The organism is Rhodovarius crocodyli (assembly GCF_004005855.1).
GTDB classification, from domain to species: domain Bacteria; phylum Pseudomonadota; class Alphaproteobacteria; order Acetobacterales; family Acetobacteraceae; genus Rhodovarius; species Rhodovarius crocodyli.
The window spans coordinates 344,340-362,098 of record NZ_SACL01000005.1; the positions used below are offsets into that span (position 1 = coordinate 344,340).

A 17,759-nucleotide genomic window follows, 5' to 3' on the forward strand; every position below is an offset into this window, starting at 1 on the left:
TCAAAGGCTTGATGCCAACTCCCCGGGGTCCAGGGCCGCTACGGTCCTGGCGGGGATCCAAGGGGGCGGTCCTTCTTTGGTATGGCTGTCGCATAGGCTGAATAAAATCCGCGGAGTTCCGCACTGCATCGCCAAGCGGCACCAGACTCACCCAAACGGTACTCGTCGCTGCCGCCTATTCTCACGAAAACGCGTTCCCTCTCTGTTCACAGCATCTTAGAATAGCGGGTCGCGCCCAAGGCGGGCGCCACTTCTTAGGAGGGCGCAGTGTCGGAGGGTGGAACGCGCGCGCCGCTGGCGCGCTTGAATGACGCGCAGCGCCAGGCGGTGGAGCACGGCATCGCCACGCATGGCCCCCGGCCTAGCGCGCCGCTGCTGGTTATCGCAGGCGCCGGCTCCGGCAAGACAGACACGCTGGCCACTCGCGTCGCGCATCTGATCGCGCTGGGCGCCGACCCTCGCCGTATGCTGCTGCTTACCTTCTCCCGCCGTGCCGCCGTGGAGATGACCCGCCGCGTGGAGCGCGTCGCCGGCCAGTTTGCCGGCCGCGATGCTCGGCTAACCACCGATGGCCTGAACTGGGCCGGCACTTTCCACGGCATCGGCGCCCGGCTGTTGCGCGATTATGCTGAACAGCTCGGCCTCGACCCCGGCTTCACCATCCATGACCGGGAGGACAGCGCGGACCTGATGAACCTAGTCCGGCACCAGCTGGGTTTGTCCAAGACCACGGAACGCTTCCCGACCAAGGGCACTTGCCTGGCCATCTACTCCCATGCCGTGAATGCCGAGCTGCCGCTGGCCGACGTGCTGGCCGCACATTTCCCTTGGTGCGGCTTATGGGAGGAGGAGCTGAAGAAGCTCTTTGCCGGCTATGTCGAGGCCAAACAGGTCCAAGGCGTGCTCGATTACGACGACCTGCTACTCTACTGGTGCCACTCCCTGGCCGAACCCGACATCGCCGCCGAGATGAGTGCGCGCTTTGACCATGTGCTCGTGGACGAATACCAGGACACCAACCGGTTGCAGGCCTCGATCCTGCGGCGCCTCAAACCCGACGGGCACGGGCTGGTGGTGGTGGGCGACGATGCGCAGTCCATCTATGCCTTCCGCGCTGCCTCGGTACGCAACATCCTAGATTTCCCGCAGCAGTTCAGCCCGCCGGCCAAAGTGGTGACGCTGGAGCGCAACTACCGCTCCACCCAGCCCATCCTGGCCGCCGCCAACGCGGTGATCGGCCTGGCCCAGGAGCGCTTCACCAAGAACCTCTGGACCGACCGGGAGGCGATGCAGCGCCCCTTGCTGACCATCGTGCGCGATGAGGCCGACCAGGCCCGCTGCATCGCCGAGCGTATCCTGCGCCACCGGGAGGAAGGCATGACGCTGAAGGACCAAGCCGTGCTGTTCCGCACCGGCAGCCACAGCGCGGCGCTGGAGGTGGAACTGCGCCTTCGCAACATTCCCTTCGTGAAGTTCGGCGGGCTGAAATTCCTGGATGCGGCCCATGTGAAGGATGTGCTGGCGCTGCTGCGCTTCGCGGAAAACCCACGCGACCGGGTGGCGGGCTTCCGGCTGCTGCAATTGCTGCCGCATGTGGGGCCGGCCGCGGCGCAGCGCGTGCTGGATGCCATCGCGTCCGCGCCATCGCCGCTGCAAGCTCTGGCTGATGCTCCACCGCCCCCGAAGGCCGGCACCGCTTGGCCTGCGGTGGTCACCGCACTGCAATCCCTGCACGGGCGCGCCCATGGCTGGCCTTCGGAGCTGGCCCTGGCGCGCCGTTGGTATGAGCCGCATCTGGAACGCCTGCATGAGAATGTCGAGACCCGCCGCGCCGACCTGGTGCAGCTGGAACAGATCGCCGGCGGCTATCCCTCACGCGACCGGTTTCTGATGGAGCTGACGCTGGACCCGCCCGGCGCCACCAGCGACGAGGCCGGCGCGCCTAGCCGCGACGAGGATTACTGCACTCTCTCGACCATCCATTCCGCCAAGGGGCAGGAGTGGAAATCGGTGTTCCTGCTGAACGTGGTCGATGGCTGCATGCCGTCCGACATCGGCACCGGTCAGCAGCATGATATCGAGGAGGAGCGCCGCCTGCTGTATGTCGCGATGACCCGCGCGAAGGAGGCACTGAACCTGATGGTGCCGCAGCGCTTCTTCGTGCACCGGCAGACGCAGTATGGAGACCGCCATGTCTACGCCGCGCGCACGCGCTTCATCCCCGACGCGCTGCTGGAGCATTTCGAGCAGGATCATTGGGCCGGGCAGGACCCCGAAGCCCTGTCGTCGGCGAAGACCAAGGTCAGGGTTGATCTCGGCAGCCGGATGAAGGCGATGTGGGCCTAGCCGCTTCCTATTCCTGTTGCTGGAGCAGTCTTCGCATCGCGTCTCGCAGTGGCCGAGCCGCGTCGTCCAGCGCCGGCCAGGCATCCTTTAAACCGCGCCTCAGGCCATCCGAGAGATGGATGGCGGCGGGGCCGAAGGGCTGAGACCGTCGCCACCCCCGCTCAACCTGCGCCCATGTCACCGGCAGCGCCACCGGCGCGCCGGGCCGCGCACGCGGCGAGAAGCTGGCCACTGCCGTCGCCAGCAGGTCGTTGCGCAGATAGTCCAGGAAAATCCGTCCCTTGCGCGCCTTCTTCGCCAGCGCGGTGGTGTACCGGTCGGGAGCGTCGTGCTCCATCATCGCGCAGAGCAGCCGGGCGAACTGCTTGGCCGCGGCCCAGCCGATCCCGTCCTTTTCCGAGCGCTTCAGCGGCACCAGCACATGGATGCCCTTGCCGCCGGTCAGGCGCGGGATGCTCTCCAGCCCCAGCCCTTTTAGCCTGTCCCGCAACTCCAGCGCCGCATCGCGCACGGTGCGGAAATCCGCGCCCTCGCTCGGGTCCAGGTCGAAGATCAGCCGGTCGGGCCATTCCGGTGCATCGGCCCGCGCGCCGCCCGGGTGCAGTTCCAGCGCCGAGATCTGCGCGAGGTCCATCAATGCCTGGGCGCTGTCGATGCGCAGATAGGGTTCGGACTGGCCCGGCATGCGCAGGCTGCCGATGCTGTCAGGCTGACCGCGCATCGGGTGGCGCTGGAAGAAGTGTTGGCCGTCGATACCGTCTGGCGCGCGCAGCAGCGCAAGCGGCCGGCCAGCGACATAGGGCAGCATGGCGTCCGCATAACGCTCATACCAGGCGGCCAAGTCAGCCTTGGTCAGAGCAGGCTGGTCGTCGGTGGCGGGCCACAGCACTCGCTCGGGGTGGGTCAGCCTGGAGACGCTGGGCATTTTCACCTCCCGCGCGGGCTTGTCCTCCCGCAATCCCTGGAAGCTCGCATGGCGCAGCAACCCCTCGGCGCCGAAGCCCCCATAGGCGACCTGCGCCACCAGTTGCGGCTGCACCCAGATGGGCGCGCCGCCGGCTTGTCGCTCGGGGGCGGCGGTGAAGGGGTGGCGCGGCTGCACCAGCTTCTCCAGCTGGCTGACTAGGCGCCGCGCGGTGGCCTCCGAGAACCCAGTGCCGACCCGCCCTGCATAGCGCAGCCCGACTTTCTCCCGCACGCCCAGCAGGAGCGCGCCCAGGCGCTTGCCGTGCTTATCGCGGGTGAAGCCGCCGATCACGAACTCATCGTCATTGCGGCATTTCGCCTTGGTCCAGCCGCCATCGCGGCCGGAGCGATAGGGTGCGGCGCCACGCTTTGAGACAATGCCCTCCATCCCTGTACGGCAGGCGGCGTCGAGCATGATGTCGCCAGGGGCCGCGAAATCCTCGACATAGCGTAGCGCGTCGGGTGCCTTGCGCAGCAGCTTGCGCAGCGCGGCCTTGCGCTCGGTCAGCGGCTTGGGGCGCCAGTCCTGCTTACCGTCATGCAGCAGGTCGAAGGCATGGAACACCAGCGGGTGATCGGCTTCGCCCGCAAGGGTGGCCTGAAGGGCGGCGAAACTCTGCGCGCCGTCCTCGCCGATGGCCACCGCCTCTCCGTCCAGCAAAGCATCCGGCAGGCGGGCCGCCGCCTTGGCCAGGGTGGGAAAGCGGTCGGTCCAGTCCAGCCCGGTGCGGGTGCGGATGGTGACGTGGCCACCCTGCACGCGCAGCTGCAGGCGGTAACCATCGAATTTCTGCTCGTGCAGCCAGTGGTCGCCGCCGGGCGGCTCGTCCACCAGCCGGCACAGCTGCGGCGGCACGAAGTCCGGCATGGGCTCGGCGGCGGGCCGGGCGCGGAGCTGCGTGGCGCCCGACGCGATCTGCGTCATGGTGCGGCCACTGTGAATGGAGGTCGCGGCCTTCAGCACGGCATCGCCCTTGCCGGGGGTCGCCACGCTGTCCTTTTCCTTGATCAGCAGCCAGTTGTGGCGCTTCTCGCCCTTGCGCTGTTTCATGCGCACCAGCACGAAGCCGCCGCGCAGCCGCTCCCCGGCGAGCACGAATTTCAGCTCGCCCTTCTCCAGATCCTCGTCGACCGTCTTGGGCGACAGTGGCGCCCAGCTGCCCCGGTCCCACAGCATGACGGTGCCGCCGCCATAGGCGGGCTTCGGGATGGTGCCCTCGAAGGTTCCGTAGTCCAGCGGGTGGTCCTCGACTTCCACCGCCAGGCGCTTATCGGCCGGGTCCAGCGAGGGACCGCGCGTCACCGCCCAGGATTTCAGCACGCCCTGCCATTCCAGGCGGAAGTCGTAGTGCAGCCGCGTGGCGTCGTGCTTCTGCACGACGAAACCCAACTGCTTGCCCGACCGGCCGGCGCGCCCGCGCGGCTCTGGGCTGTGCGAGAAATCGCGCCGGCTGTTGTAGGGCTCGAGCCGGCGCGGGCTCATGACGCGCGCTTGCGGGCGGCGGGATTCTTCTTGGCGGCCTTCTTCGCGGCTGGCCTTCGCTGGGCGGCCTTGCCTTCAAGGCTCTGCCGCAACGCCTCCATCAGGTCGATCACATTGCCGGTCTTCGGCGGCTTCTTGCGACGCCCGCCGCCATCATCGCCACCCTGCTTGGGGGCGATCAGCTCCCGCAGCGCGTCCTCGTATCGGTCGTTGAAGGAGGACGGGTCGAACTCGCCCTCGAACTGCTCGACGATCTGCCGGGCGATGGTGGTCATGCGCTTGTCGGGCTTGCCGGCGGGGATGTCGTCGAAGAATTCCGCCGTGTCGCGCACCTCGTCGTGGCTGCGCAGCGTGGTCAGCAGCATGCCTTTCCCGCGCGGCTCGATCGCCACCACGCGCTCCCGCGCACCCATCACCAGCCGGGCGATCGCGATCTTCCCCGCATCCTCCATGGCCGCGTGAATGACGGCGAAGGCATCGGCCCCGGCCTTGCCCTCCGGCACCAGATAGTAGGGCTGGTCCCACCAGATGCGGTCGATGGCCGCCCCTTCCACGAAGCGCTCGATATCCAGCAGCTTCGTACTTTCCAGCCGGACGGAGCGCAGTTCCTCATCGGTCAGCAGGACATACTGGTCCTCCTCCACCTCGAAGCCACGCACCAGGTCGCGCCGCTCGATCGGCCCGCTTTCCGGGTCGATCATCTGCTGGCGGACGCGGTTGCCGGTCTTGGGGTTGATGAAGTGAAAGTGCACGTCGCGGCTGGTCGAGGCCGCGGCGTAGAGCGACACCGGGCATGTCACGAGGGACAGGCGCAGATGGCCCTCCCATGTCGGCCTGATCGCCATCGCCTGCTTCTCCGGCAAGGGGTTTTTCGGGCAACGCCGGCAACGGCGCAGAGTTGCCCTATGGTTCCGGGTCCACGGCCTTCGCCACCGCTTGCCGGGAGTGCCTGGGCAACAGCTTCATCACCAAGATGAAGGCGGACATGGCGCAGCAGATGGCGTTGGTGACCATCAGCGGCCACTGCCCGAGTAGTGCACCGTAGATGAACCACAGCATGAACCCCGCCACCGTCAGCGCGTAGGTCGGTGCCGAAATCGCCCTGATGTCGCGGGTATGGATGATCCGCCAGGCCTGCGGCGCGAAGCTGGTGACGGAGGCCAAGGTCGCCGCTGTGCCGATCACCGTGGCAAGATCCAGCGGCACGGCAGGTGTCAGCCGCCCAGGAAGGTCAGCAGCTCGTGAGCTAGCGTCTTCTTGTGGGTCACATTCAGGCCGTGCGGCGCATCCTCGTACTCCACCAGCTTTGCCAGAGGGCCGAGCGCCCTTGCGGCCGCCCGCGCTGTGGGGTCGATCGGCACCGTCTTGTCGCCCGTGCCGTGCACGATCAGCGTCGGTACACGAAAGGACGCCATGTCCGGGCGGAAATCGGTCTTCGAGAACGCCTTCACGCATTCCAGCGTGGGGCGCAGCCCCGCCATCATCGCCACGTTGCGTGACCATTGCAGCGTCTCGCTGCTGACCGGCTGGCTGAACACGCCCATGCCATAGAACTGCTCGAAGAAGCTGGAAAAGAACAGCGCGCGGTCATCGGTGATCTGTTTCAGCATGTCCTCGAACACCGTCGGAGGGGCTCCGTCGGGGTTGCTGTCGGTCTTCAGCAGATAGGGCACAACCGAGGAAATCAGCCCCGCCTGTGCCATGCGCCGCCCGTTATGGCGCGACATGTAGCGTGCGATCTCGCCACCGCCCATGGAGAATCCGACGATGGTGGCGTCCTGCGATTCAGTCGCCTCCAGTACATCAGCCAGGTCGTCGGCCAGCGTGTCGTAGTCATAGCCCGACCATGGCTGGTCCGAGCGGCCGAAGCCGCGACGGTCATACGCGATGACCTTATAGCCCGCATCCGCCAGCACCACCGCCTGATCGTCCCAACTGTCAGCCGAGAGCGGCCAGCCATGGGTCAGGACCACCGGTCGGCCATGCCCCCAGCTCTTGGCAAAGAGACGGATTCCGTCGCGGGTGACAATGGTGGGCATAGGGTTCTCCGAATGGCTTTGCGGCTGTGGCGGGATAACCCTGCCAGCCGCTGCGGGTTCACGGCTGACCGGATTTTCGAACCGGGGCTGCTTTCGGCGGTTCTCTTCAGAAGGGCAGCCATGACCGGCGCGCCACGACAGGAGGACAACCGATGTCAGACGAGAAGAAATGGCGGGAGCAGGAGAGCTACCACCGGCCGGTGGACGAGTTCATGCGCTACTCCGGCGCCCGGGGCCCGGGCCGCGACTATGTCCGGCACGATGAGAAGGGCAAGCAGGAAGACCAGGAGCGCGCCGGTAAGGCACCCGGGGCACCGAAGCCCGACCAGGACTGAGCAGGAGCAGCACGATGTCATCCAAGGCCCATCCGCCCCCGGTCCCGCCCGCCAACCGCTCGCCACACCAGCGCGAGGAACACGGCATGGGCGGTCCCGATCCGCGCAACGACAAGGGCAAGGCGAACAACCCCGCACCCGCCCAGGGCAGCGACGAGATCGCGCCCAACACTCGCCACCAGGGCTATCAGCAGGACCGCTAGAAATGACCCAGCGCAACAAGGACAACACCGGCCCGCATGGCGGTGGGCCGGGAAGCAGCCACCAGGGTGGCAGCCATGGCGAGAAGACTCGCCAGAACCGGAAGCCTGAAGCAGGCGAACCGACCAGCGGTGAGCGCAGCCAGATCTCGGGTGGCGGTGGAGAGCGAGACCGTCATCACACCCATGACCGTGCAACGAAGGGCTGACCTGCCATGCTTATCAGGATTCTTGCCGTGATCGGCATCGGCTATCTCACGCGATGCGCGTTCGACGCTTGCGCGGCCTCTGCGAACAGGCGGCACGCCAGGCCGGAGCCGCCACCGGCTCCGCCCACCAGCACGACACTGCCGCCGCAGCCGGAGCTACCTGCTTCCACCGAGGAAGTGCCGAAGGCCTAAGGGCTGTGGATGGGCTCGGCCGGCTTCAAGTCGTCTGAGCCCATCGCTCGATTCCGCGGCACGACACGGCGGATGGCCGCGGTTCCCGCACGCGCCTAACGGCCGGACTGGGGCGGCGGGTCGGGATGCTCGCGCGCGGGAGGTGGGGGCATCTCCATCGGTACCGAAGGGCCAGGCGGCTCCCGCACTGGCGGCACGATTTCCGGCCGAGGGCCGCCGGGAGGCACCTCCTGCGGGCCGGGGCCGGGCACGGGCTGGTCGGAAAGGCGGATGGCGTCAGGCATGGTCTGGCTCCACAAAACGGGCCAGCGGATCCCGCTGGCCCGATGAAGGTTCAGTGGCCGACAGGCCGACCCGTCCAGCCGCCGCGACGGTAATCCGCCTCCCGCTGGGTGATATCCACGGGGGCGTTGCGGTCCAGGATATCGCGCGCCGCCAGCTCGCGGCTGTCGGCGGTGCGCACCGTGACCAGCGTGCCGCCGCGCGAGACGCCTTCGGCGTAGACGTGCGCCTCGCCGTCGCCCACGCCGAGGCCGGTCAGCGCACCGACGATACCTCCCGCAGCAGCGCCGGCGCCGGCGCCGGTCAACGCCGCGACCAGCACACCCGCCGCGACCACCGGGCCGAAGCCCGGAATGGCCAGCGCGCCGAGTGCCGCCGCGATGCCCGCGCCGCCGCCGGCGACACCGCCCACCCCCGCGCCGATCGCGGCGCCGGAGGGCGCCTCGTTCCCTTCGCGGACCACCTGCTTGGCATAGCGGTCATCAGTATTGCTGGCGGTGATGCCGATCTCGGAGCTGGTGAAGCCCGCGGCCTCCAGGTCGCGCACGGCGGCCAGGGCATCGGCGTGGTTGTCGAAAAGCCGGGTGATGGTAGCCATCTTGTTGTTCCTTCTTGCTTGAGAGCTGGCTTCAGCGGCGGGCCGGGCCGCCGCCGACCACGACATTGCCCTGGAAGTCCAGGCCGACATCTAGCGTCTGTCCGGCGCGCATCGCCCGGCCGCGCCACACGCCGGCATCGTCGCGCATCAGCTCCGTGACATTGGTAAAGCCCGCGGCCTCGATACGGCTGCGCGCCTGGCCTTCGGTGAAGCTGTTGGCGCCCGCTGCCGGCGCCGTGGTGGTCGGCGGCGGCTCGGCACTGCGCTGGGGCATGGAGCTGCCGCTGGAGCCGGGCGCGGGCTGCGCCATGGCGGCGGGTGCGATGAGCACGGCCGCCAGGGCTGCCGTGGCGATGATGGAGCGCATTGGGATTTCTCCTTCTTGTTCCGGCGCCGTGTGACGCCATGGCCAAGCCAACCGTCTTCAGGCGCTGCGGTTCACGCGCATTCAGGGCTGGCCGCTGCCGCCCGCCGCGCCGTAGATCTGCCCGGTGGAGAAGCTGGCATCGCTGGCCGCGAGCTGGACGTAGATGGAGCCCAGCTCTGCCGGTTGTCCCGGGCGGCCCAGCGGCGTGTGGGCGCCGAACTGTTCCAGCTTCTCCTGCGTGGCCCCTCCGCTGACCTGCAACGGCGTCCAGATCGGGCCGGGTGCTACGCCGTTCACCCGGATGCCCTTGGGCCCCAGTTGCTTGGCCAGCGACTTCACGAAATTCATCGTGGCGGCCTTGGTCTGCGCATAGTCGTACAGTTCGGGCGAGGGGTCATAGGCCTGGACCGAGGTGGTGGCGATGATCACCGACCCCCGCTGCAGCAGCGGCAGCGCCGCCTTGATCAGCCAGAATGGCGCGTAGATGTTGGTCTTCATCGTCGCGTCGAAGTCCTCGCTGGAGACATCCAAGATCGAGGCCCGCGTCTGCTGCCGCGCGGCGTTGCTGACCAGGATGTCCAGCCCGCCGAGGCCGGCGGCGGCGTCCGCTGCCAGGCGCTGGCAGAACGCTTCATCGCGCAGGTCGCCCGGCAATGCGACGGCCGTGCGCCCCGCCTCGCGGATCAGACCGACCACTTCCTGGGCGTCCTCCTCCTCATTGGGGAAGTAGTTGATCGCGACATCGGCACCCTCGCGGGCATAGGCGATGGCGGCGGCACGGCCCATGCCGGAATCGCCGCCGGTGATCAGCGCCCGCCTGCCGGTCAGCCGGCCCGAGCCGCGATAGCTAGTCTCGCCATGGTCGGGCGGCGGCTGCATGCGGCTGGCGAGCCCCGGCCAGGGCTGCTTCTGGTGCGCAAAGGGCGGGCGGGCATAGCTGGTTGTCGGGTCGGTGAGCGGCTTGCGATCTTCCGGCATTGGGTTCTCCTTTGCTCGGGACAACCTGGGCCGGCCGGGCGGGTTCACATCCTGGACAGGCCCGGCCAATGCGGCCATGCATGACCGGCAATAGTCCCAGGCAGCGGGAAAGCCAGATGAGCGACCCCCAGATCAACATCTCCAAGCCGTTGCCGCCCACGCCGGTCTGCGGCATCGGTGCCTCGGCCGGCGGGGTGGCGGCGTTGCAAGCGCTGTTTCGCGGCCTGCAGCCGGATCTGGGCCTGGCCTATGTCGTCATCCTGCACCTGGCGCCGGATCAGCCCAGCGCGCTGAGCGACATCCTGCGCGCCTGCACCGGCATGCCGGTCTCCCAAGTGGCCGATGCGCCCACCCTGCATCCCAATTGCGTCTATGTGATCCCGCCAGACCGGGAGTTGCTGATCGAGGGCGACAGCATCACCGCCCGGGAGTTTGCGGAACCGCGCGGCCGACGCGCGCCTATCGACATGTTCTTCCGTTCCGTCGCCGCCGCGCGCGGCGACGGCATCGCCGTGATCCTGACCGGCGCCGGCGCCGATGGCGCCAGCGGGGTGAAGGCGATCAAGGAAGGCGGCGGCATCGTGATGGTGCAGGAGCCGGCCGAGGCCGCCTTCCCGATGATGCCGCAGAACGCCATAGCCACCGGGGCTGTGGACTTCATCGGTTCGATCCACGGCATCGCCGAGCGCATCGCGGAAGTGGCGCAAAGCAAGGAGGCGGTGCGTTCGCTGGAGACGGACGATACCGCCAACGACCTGCGCCGCATCATCGGCTTCCTGCGCACCCGCACGGGGCATGATTTCTCCAGCTACAAGCGCGCCACCGTGCTGCGCCGGGTGATGCGGCGCATGCAGGTCACTCGCTGCAACGACCTCGCCGCCTATGCCGACATGCTGCGCCGCGTGCCGGAGGAAGCGAAGGAACTGTTCTCCGACCTGTTGATCTCCGTGACCATGTTCTTCCGCGACGCCGGCGCTTTCCAGCTGCTGGAGACCCGCGCCATCAGCGCCATTTTCGACCAGGCGAATGAAGATGAGGGCATCCGCGCCTGGGTGGTGGGCTGCGCTACGGGCGAGGAAGCCTACAGCATCGCCATGCTGCTGCTGGAGGAAGCCGGGCGCCGCCGTTCCGCCGTGCCCATCCAGATCTTCGCCAGCGACCTGGATGAGGAGGCACTGGCCACCGCGCGCGACGGCCGCTACCCGCGGGACATTGAGATCGACATGTCCGAGGAACGGCTGCGCCGTTTCTTCGTGGATGAAGGCACGCATTACCGCGTGCGCAAGGAGATCCGCGACCTCGTCCTCTTCGCGTCGCACAGCGTGCTGAAGGACCCGCCCTTCACCCGTCTGAACCTCGTCAGCTGCCGCAACCTGCTGATCTATCTGGAGCGGTCGTTGCAGCAGCAGCTGTGCTCCATCTTCCATTACGCACTGCGGCCGGACGGCTACCTGTTCCTGGGGTCGGCGGAGACAGCGGAGAGCATGACGGACCGCTTCCTGCCGGTGGACCGGGAGGCGCGGCTGTACCAGGCCAAGCCCCGGGCCTCGCAGCCGCTGCCGATGATGTCGCAGGTCGACCGGCTGGTGGCGCCCCCGCGCCCCGCAGAGGCCAGCCGCGCCGACGGCGCCGCCCGGTTCAGCGCGGCGCATGAGGCGGCACTGGAAAAGTTCTCGCCGCCGAGCGTGCTGGTCGATGAGGGCAACGCCATCCTCAACATGTCGGCCTCGGCGGGGCGGTTCATCCTGCATGGCGGGGGGCCGATCTCCTCCAACCTGGCGGCGATCGTGCGGCCGGAGCTGCGGCTGGATCTGGGGCTGGCGCTCGGCCGTGCCTTCAGCCGCCTGCCGACGCTGACCCACCCCGTGCCGGTGCGCTTCGATGCGGAGCTGCGGCGCATCGCGCTGAACGTGCAGCCGGTGGTCACCGACGACCGCACGGCGCCGCGCGCCATCGTGTTCTTCCTCGACAGCGGCCCGGCGCGGCCGGAGGAGGAAATCGCCGCCGACGACACCCGCCCCGACGAGATTCGCCGCCTGCAAGGCGAGCTGAAGGCGGCGCAGGAGGCGCTGGTCGTCAGCCGGCATGAACATGAGGTCTCGGTGCAGGATCTGCGCGCGGCCAATGAGGAACTGCAATCCATCAACGAGGAGTATCGCTCCACTGCCGAGGAGCTGGAAACCTCGAAGGAGGAGTTGCAGTCGATCAATGAGGAACTGCACACCGTCAATGCCGAGCTGAAGCACAAGCTGGAAGGCATCTCGGTGGCGCATGGCGACCTGCGGAATATCACCGCCACCACAGAGATCGGCACGCTGTTCCTGGACACCGAGCTGCGCATCCGCCTGTTCACCCCGCCCGTGGCCGAGCTGGTGAACATCACCGAAAAGGATGTCGGCCGTCTCATCACCGATTTCACCCACCGGCTGGAATACGGCGCCATCGAGGCCGACGCTCAGCGGGTGCTACGCAACCTGTCGCCGCTGGACCGCGAGGTGCGCGGCCGCGACGGGCGCTGGTATGTGGTGCGCATCCGGCCCTATCGCACGCTGGAGGACCGCATCAACGGCGTGGTGCTGAGCTTCGTCGATGTGACGGCGCGCCATAAGGCCGAGACGAAGCTGGCGGAATCGCAGCGACAACTGCACGCGTTGATCGATGCATCGTTCCAGGTCGTCTACCGCATGGACCCGGACTGGAAGCAGATGCGCGAGTTGATCGGCGGCGGCTTCCTGGCCGATACGCGCTCGCCGAGCGACAACTGGCTGACGCACTATATCCCACCGGATGAGCAGCCGGAGGTGCAGCGTGCGATCGACCGCGCCATCGCCACCAAAAGCGTCTTCGACCTGGAACACCGGGTGAACCGAAGCGACGGTGGCGTGGGCTGGACGCATTCCCGAGCTGTGCCGCTGTTGGATCCGGAGACCGGGGAGATTTTGGAATGGTTCGGCTCCGCCGCCGACATCACCGCCCGGCACGAGGCGGAAAAGGCGCTGGGCGACAGCGAACGCCGCTATCGCGTGCTGATCGAGGGCGTGGCCCAGCTGGTCTTCATCGCGGAGGATGGCGGGCGCTGGAGCTGGTCCAGCTCCCAGTGGCACGCCTATAGCGGCCAGACGGAACGAGAGAGCCGGGGCCTGGGCTGGATGCGCGCCGTGCATCCCGATGACCGCGAACTGGTGATGGCCGCCTGGAAGGAAGCCGGCGAGAAAGGCCTGTTGGAGGTCGAGTACCGCATCGGCAATGCGCAGCAAAACTATCGCTGGTTCCGCACCCGCGCCACCCCCTCGCATGACCTTCAGGGGCGCGTCCGGGAATGGCTCGGCACATCCACTGATGTGGATGACCTGCGGCAGTTGCAGGAGAATCAATCCGTGATGGTGTCGGAGTTGCAGCACCGCACTCGCAACCTGATCGCGGTGGTGCGCTCAATTTCCGACCAGACTATCGGCTCCACGCCGGATGTCGCCGGGTTCCGCGCCAAGTTCAACCTGCGCCTGGCGGCGCTGGCCCGCGTGCAGGGGCTGCTCTCACGTTCGGACGAGGAACCCATCACGATCGGCACCCTGGTGCGCAGCGAACTGGCGGCGGTGCTGGGCACGGCGATGGACCCGGGGCGGGTGACGCTGCGCGGCCCCGAGATCGTGCTGCGCAACCGCGATGTACAGACCTTTGCTCTGGCGATTCACGAACTGGCGACGAATGCGCAGAAATACGGCGCCTTCGCGTCACCAACCGGCCGGCTGAGCGTTACATGGCAGACCCACAACGACGGCAGCGGCGGCGATCGCGTGTGCCTCGATTGGGTGGAGGATGGGATCGTGGGCCGCTCTGCATCGGAAACCCCAGGCGGTTATGGCCGGGAACTCATCGAGCGCGCTTTGCCGTACTCGCTCGGCGCCCGCACCAGCTATGTGATCGGCCGGGAGCAGGTCCGCTGCTCCATCGAACTGCCCCGTGAACGCTTCAGCAAGGCATGAGGGACTGATGACCAGACCGGATGACAGGCTGCGTGCCCGGCGCGTGCTGATCGTCGAGGACGAGTATTACATCGCCCAGGATCTGCGGATCGCGCTGGAAAGCGAAGGCGCCGAGATACTCGGTCCGGTGGCCAGCGTCGACGAAGCATTGGCGTTCATCGAGGAGGGCGGGCTGGACGCCGCGGTGCTGGATGTGAATCTGGAAAGCGACGGCAGTGCCTATCCGGTCGCCGAGGCGCTGCGTGCCCGCGGCATCCCCTTCGTCTTCGCCACCGGCTATGATCTGAAGAGCATTCGCGCGGATTTCGACGCCGTGCCGCATATCGCCAAGCCCTTCGAGCATGCGCGGCTGATCGGAACCCTGTCCGACCAGATCGGGGCCCGCTGAGCTAGGACGCCTTCTTCCGCGCCAGCCCGCCGTCGAGCAGCCGCGCCAATTCCTGCCGCGCGCGGAACACCCGGCTCTTGACCGTGCCCGACGGGCAGCCGATCACCTCGCCGATCTCGGCATAGCTCATCTCGGCGCCGGCACTCAGCAGCAGCGCCTCGCGCAGGGTGGGCGGCAGTTGCGCCAGCGCCCGCTTGAGGTCGGCGTTGCGCAGGCTCCATTCCTGCACGGGCTCGATCCGCAGGGTCTCGGCGGTCGCGTCGTCGAGCGGCAGGGTGCGTTTCTCGCGATTGGCGTAGAAATTGTAGAAGCGGTTGCGGAGGATGGTGAACAGCCAGGCACGCAGGTTGGTGCCGTCCTGGAACCGGTCCTTTGCCGCCAGCGCCCGCGTCAGCACATCCTGGACCAGGTCGTCGCCTTCGCCCGTCACCACCATGCGTCGCGCATAGCCGCGCAGTTGGGGAACCAGGGCGAGCATGTCCGTTTCGAATGTCATGGAAGCCTCCCGGCGTTACCGGAAGAACGTCAGGCGATCAGGGTAGTTGCTCTGGAACTCAAATCCGAGGCGGATGCCGGGCTATCGCGAAACTGTTCTCGAACCCGGCGCGGCTTTGCGGTTATCTTCCTCGGCATGGAGAGATTGGGCTCGGGCCGATGAAACCGGTGCGACACAATAACGGTGGCAAGGTCGTTCAGTTGCACGCCGATCGTGCCGATGGCGAGCGCGAGCGCTGGCTCGATCAGCGCATGCGCCGCATGTACCAGGACGATGGCGCGGCGCCAATGAGCGAGGAGCTGAAAGCCCTGATGGAGCGGATGGCCGACGGAGGTAAAGCCAAGGGCTGACCGCTGCCCGCAGAAGTTTGCCTTTTGTTATCTTCGATCCGGCGTCACGCGGTTCATGATCGCGGAAATGACGCCAGGGAATGCAATGAACGCCCTCATCCACCGCATGCGTCGCTACCTGGCGACGCTGCTAGGCGGAGCCGCCCCCGCGGACCGGGTATTGGTCGATCTGCTGAAGAGCGAGCCTCACCGCTTTCAGAACCTGTCGACGCTGGAGGCGCTCAGGCTGGCCCACGCCCATGCCGGCGGTGCCGAGCAGCCGCTGGGCTTGAAAGATCCGCTGCGCCGCGCGCTGATGGAAGCGCCCTTCAACCGTCGCGCAGCCTTTATCCTGACCCACCTGGAAGGGCTGGATGCCGCCGAAGCCGGCTGGGTGCTGGGCATGCCCGGCACGGTGGCCAGCCGCCAGGCGCAGGCGGCGCTGGAGCAGATGAAGGCGACCCTGTTTCCCGGCAGCCTCCTGGCCGTGGTGGTGGACCATGACACGCTGAATGCGCGCCGCGTCTGCCGCAGCCTGGAGCTCATCTCGGTGGAAACGCGCAGGGTGCCGAGCCCGCTGGACATCACCGACGAGGACGCCTGCCGCCCGGTTCTGCTGATTACCGAGGCCATCGATATCAATGGTGACAGCCGCGGCCCTGAGACGGCTTGCAGCGCGGGTACGGCGGGCCAGCCTGTCCTCTGCATAACCGATGCCGGGCGCTTCGAGGCTTTCCGGCGGCATGTGCCGAAGGCGCGTCTGCTCGCTAAACCGTTCGGCGCCCTGGCCCTGCGGGAATGCGTGATGGACATGATGAGCGCGGCCGAGGCCAGCGCCCGGCTGCATTGATCCTTCAGTCAGGCCCAAGATGGATGGCGGGAATGGTGATGGTGCAGCGGGCGCCGTCCTGCTCGATCGTGAAAGCCACCTTCGCCTGCAATTCGTAGGGCAGCCGGCTTTCGAGCAACTCCAGGCCGAAGCCTCGTTTCCCCCGTGAACGAGTACTCGCGCCGCTTTCCTTCCAGCTCAGCACCAGCGCATCGGCGCCATCCCATCGCCAATCAACCGCCAGATCCCCTCTTGGGTCGAGTAGTGCGCCGAACTTGACCGCGTTGCTTGCCAGCTCGTGCATCGCCAGGCCGAGGATCTCGGCCGTGCGGTAGGGCAGGCGCACCGGTGGGCCATCGAGACGCAAGCGCGGTCCCTCCTGGGCGGAATGCGCCAGCAATTCGTCGGCGATTAGCTGGCCCAAATCGACACTCTGCCCGTTGCTCACCATCAGCGCGGCGTGGATCCTGGACAAGGCATCCAGCCGCCCCTCCAGGTGCATGGCGAGATACTCCTGGGATGTGCTCGTGCGCGCGGTGCGCTGCGCTATGGAGCGGATCACGCTCAGCATGTTGCGCATGCGATGCTTGAGAGCGACGAGCTCATCGGACTGGCGTTGACGCACCGCCTCGATTTCCACGGCGGAGCCGAGCCATTCGACCACTTCGCCCGTTGCATCCAGCAAGGGTGAGGAATGCGATTGAAACTGCCGGTAGCGCCGGGTGCCGTTATCCAGCAGCCGGCAGGTGGCGTGAAAGGGTTCGACGTGGCCTGAGCGCCGCCACAACTCGCGCTGCGCCGGGCGATCCTGCGGATGAAGCGCCGCGATCCAGCCAAACCCCAGGCAGGCATCCGCCTCCATGCCGGTGTAGGTGCAGAACCCCTGGCTTACCCACGACCATGCCCCCGCGGGCTCGGCACGCCAGAGGAGGTGGGGGATCGGCGGGGCATTCTCGTCAGCCATTGCCTGGCACGTCCTTGTCACCGCAGCGCAGATAGGAAGGGTCGAACATGGCGGCCTCGCGCAGCGCCCGCAGGTCGGGAATCTGCAGCGTCCGGTCACGCAGCACGATAAGGTTGGCCGCGCGGAGTTCCTGCAGCGTGCGGTTCACATGCACGGTGGAAAGGCCGGTAGCCTCGGCGATCTCCGATTGGGTCAGGGGCATCTCGCAACTGTCCGGCTCGGCCTGGCCCACCGCCTCCAACCGCAGGTGCAGCTCGCACAGCAGATGCGCCAAGCGCTCGATGGCGCCGCGCTGCCCCACGCTGACCAGCCATTCGCGCTGCATGGACAGGCGCAGATAGGATTGCCGTGCCATCGCCTGTTGCAGTCTCGGGCGGCGGCCCATGAGGTCCTGCAGCCGGTGCCGATCGATCAGCCCCACCGTGGCATTCGTCACCGCGGCGATGGAGTGGTCCATCTGCCTGATCAGGAACACGCGTTCGTCGCAGATGTCCCCCGGCAGGCTGAAACCCGTGATCTGGCGCCGGCCATTAGGCAACGCCTTGTAATGGCACAGCCAGCCACGCAGCACCGCATGCATGAACTGCGGCGGATCGCCCTCGCTGACGATGTCCTCCCGAGGCGCGAAATCAGCCACGCGCTCGCGTGCCAGCTGGTCCAACTGCTCGGCGTCAGCGCCAGTGATCCAGCCGAGGAGGCGAAGCGGCTCCCCGAAGCTGTTCATGTGCCTGGCCCCTCCGGCGGGGGAGAAGTGACGTTGGCGCCGGATTGCCGA

Annotated in this window: 18 protein-coding genes; 8 read left to right on the forward strand and 10 right to left on the reverse strand. The window is 67.4% G+C overall.

The window, feature by feature from the left end; translation table 11 throughout:
* The first annotated feature begins 267 nt into the window (after positions 1–267).
* Positions 268–2,346, forward strand: coding sequence for an ATP-dependent helicase (locus tag EOD42_RS16475; RefSeq protein ID WP_127788645.1), 2,079 nt, complete (start codon positions 268–270; stop codon positions 2,344–2,346).
* Positions 2,347–2,353: 7 nt separating this feature from the next.
* Here EOD42_RS16475 and ligD read toward each other — a convergent pair whose 3' ends face one another.
* Genes ligD through EOD42_RS16495 form a run of 4 tightly spaced genes read right to left on the reverse strand, consistent with a single transcriptional unit; the run spans position 2,354 to position 6,834 of the window.
* Entirely contained in the window at positions 2,354–4,795 is a 2,442-nt protein-coding gene (gene ligD / locus EOD42_RS16480) for a DNA ligase D (protein ID WP_127788646.1), read from the reverse strand.
* Complete coding sequence (gene ku, locus EOD42_RS16485; RefSeq protein ID WP_127788647.1) at positions 4,792–5,640, reverse strand: non-homologous end joining protein Ku; 849 nt, start codon at positions 5,638–5,640, stop codon at positions 4,792–4,794. The genes ligD and ku overlap by 4 nt, the downstream gene beginning before the upstream one ends.
* 58 nt (positions 5,641–5,698) lie before the next feature.
* Positions 5,699–6,001, reverse strand: a complete 303-nt coding sequence (locus EOD42_RS16490) for a SemiSWEET family sugar transporter (RefSeq protein ID WP_206020379.1) — start codon at positions 5,999–6,001, stop codon at positions 5,699–5,701.
* 8 nt (positions 6,002–6,009) lie between these two features.
* Complete coding sequence (locus EOD42_RS16495; RefSeq protein ID WP_127788648.1) at positions 6,010–6,834, reverse strand: alpha/beta fold hydrolase; 825 nt, start codon at positions 6,832–6,834, stop codon at positions 6,010–6,012.
* Positions 6,835–6,986: 152 nt separating this feature from the next.
* Between EOD42_RS16495 and EOD42_RS16500 the strand changes: the two genes are divergently transcribed.
* Genes EOD42_RS16500 through EOD42_RS16510 form a run of 3 tightly spaced genes read left to right on the forward strand, consistent with a single transcriptional unit; the run spans position 6,987 to position 7,578 of the window.
* Entirely contained in the window at positions 6,987–7,169 is a 183-nt protein-coding gene (locus EOD42_RS16500) for a hypothetical protein (RefSeq protein ID WP_127788649.1), read from the forward strand.
* Between the two features lie 14 nt (positions 7,170–7,183).
* Positions 7,184–7,372, forward strand: a complete 189-nt coding sequence (locus tag EOD42_RS16505) for a hypothetical protein (RefSeq protein WP_127788650.1) — start codon at positions 7,184–7,186, stop codon at positions 7,370–7,372.
* A gap of 2 nt (positions 7,373–7,374) precedes the next feature.
* Positions 7,375–7,578 (forward strand): hypothetical protein, encoded by a 204-nt coding sequence (locus EOD42_RS16510; RefSeq protein WP_127788651.1) that lies wholly within the window; start codon positions 7,375–7,377, stop codon positions 7,576–7,578.
* A gap of 526 nt (positions 7,579–8,104) precedes the next feature.
* On the opposite strand, the gene EOD42_RS16515 is transcribed toward EOD42_RS16510, so the two are convergent.
* The 3 genes from EOD42_RS16515 to EOD42_RS16525 all read right to left on the reverse strand — a co-directional run bounded on the left by EOD42_RS16515 (position 8,105) and on the right by EOD42_RS16525 (position 9,995).
* On the reverse strand, positions 8,105–8,650 hold the full coding sequence (locus EOD42_RS16515) for a hypothetical protein (protein WP_127788652.1): 546 nt from the start codon (positions 8,648–8,650) through the stop codon (positions 8,105–8,107).
* 31 nt (positions 8,651–8,681) lie between these two features.
* Complete coding sequence (locus tag EOD42_RS16520) at positions 8,682–9,017, reverse strand: PepSY domain-containing protein (protein WP_127788653.1); 336 nt, start codon at positions 9,015–9,017, stop codon at positions 8,682–8,684.
* Positions 9,018–9,098: 81 nt separating this feature from the next.
* Positions 9,099–9,995, reverse strand: coding sequence for an SDR family oxidoreductase (locus EOD42_RS16525; RefSeq protein WP_127788654.1), 897 nt, complete (start codon positions 9,993–9,995; stop codon positions 9,099–9,101).
* A gap of 116 nt (positions 9,996–10,111) precedes the next feature.
* On the opposite strand from EOD42_RS16525, the gene EOD42_RS16530 reads away from it, so the two are divergent.
* Together EOD42_RS16530 and EOD42_RS16535 are read left to right on the forward strand one after the other, a co-directional pair.
* The gene (locus EOD42_RS16530) at positions 10,112–13,978 is read left to right on the forward strand and encodes a chemotaxis protein CheB (RefSeq protein ID WP_127788655.1); all 3,867 of its coding nucleotides are present in this window, start codon (positions 10,112–10,114) and stop codon (positions 13,976–13,978) included.
* 7 nt (positions 13,979–13,985) lie between these two features.
* Entirely contained in the window at positions 13,986–14,366 is a 381-nt protein-coding gene (locus tag EOD42_RS16535; protein ID WP_127788656.1) for a response regulator, read from the forward strand.
* Between the two features lies 1 nt (position 14,367).
* On the opposite strand, the gene EOD42_RS16540 is transcribed toward EOD42_RS16535, so the two are convergent.
* On the reverse strand, positions 14,368–14,862 hold the full coding sequence (locus EOD42_RS16540; RefSeq protein WP_127788657.1) for a sigma-70 family RNA polymerase sigma factor: 495 nt from the start codon (positions 14,860–14,862) through the stop codon (positions 14,368–14,370).
* A 158-nt stretch (positions 14,863–15,020) separates the two neighbouring features.
* On the opposite strand from EOD42_RS16540, the gene EOD42_RS16545 reads away from it, so the two are divergent.
* Both EOD42_RS16545 and EOD42_RS16550 read left to right on the forward strand, forming a co-directional pair.
* Positions 15,021–15,212 carry a hypothetical protein gene (locus tag EOD42_RS16545; RefSeq protein ID WP_127788658.1) on the forward strand — a complete coding sequence of 64 codons (192 nt, stop codon included), beginning with the start codon at positions 15,021–15,023 and terminating at the stop codon, positions 15,210–15,212.
* Between the two features lie 55 nt (positions 15,213–15,267).
* Positions 15,268–16,041, forward strand: a complete 774-nt coding sequence (locus EOD42_RS16550; protein WP_127788659.1) for an RNA polymerase sigma factor — start codon at positions 15,268–15,270, stop codon at positions 16,039–16,041.
* A gap of 4 nt (positions 16,042–16,045) precedes the next feature.
* Here EOD42_RS16550 and EOD42_RS16555 read toward each other — a convergent pair whose 3' ends face one another.
* Both EOD42_RS16555 and EOD42_RS16560 read right to left on the reverse strand, forming a co-directional pair.
* Positions 16,046–16,984 (reverse strand): HWE histidine kinase domain-containing protein, encoded by a 939-nt coding sequence (locus EOD42_RS16555; protein WP_127788660.1) that lies wholly within the window; start codon positions 16,982–16,984, stop codon positions 16,046–16,048.
* Complete coding sequence (locus tag EOD42_RS16560) at positions 16,977–17,708, reverse strand: Crp/Fnr family transcriptional regulator (protein WP_164867978.1); 732 nt, start codon at positions 17,706–17,708, stop codon at positions 16,977–16,979. The genes EOD42_RS16555 and EOD42_RS16560 overlap by 8 nt, the downstream gene beginning before the upstream one ends.
* Positions 17,709–17,759 lie beyond the last annotated feature (51 nt).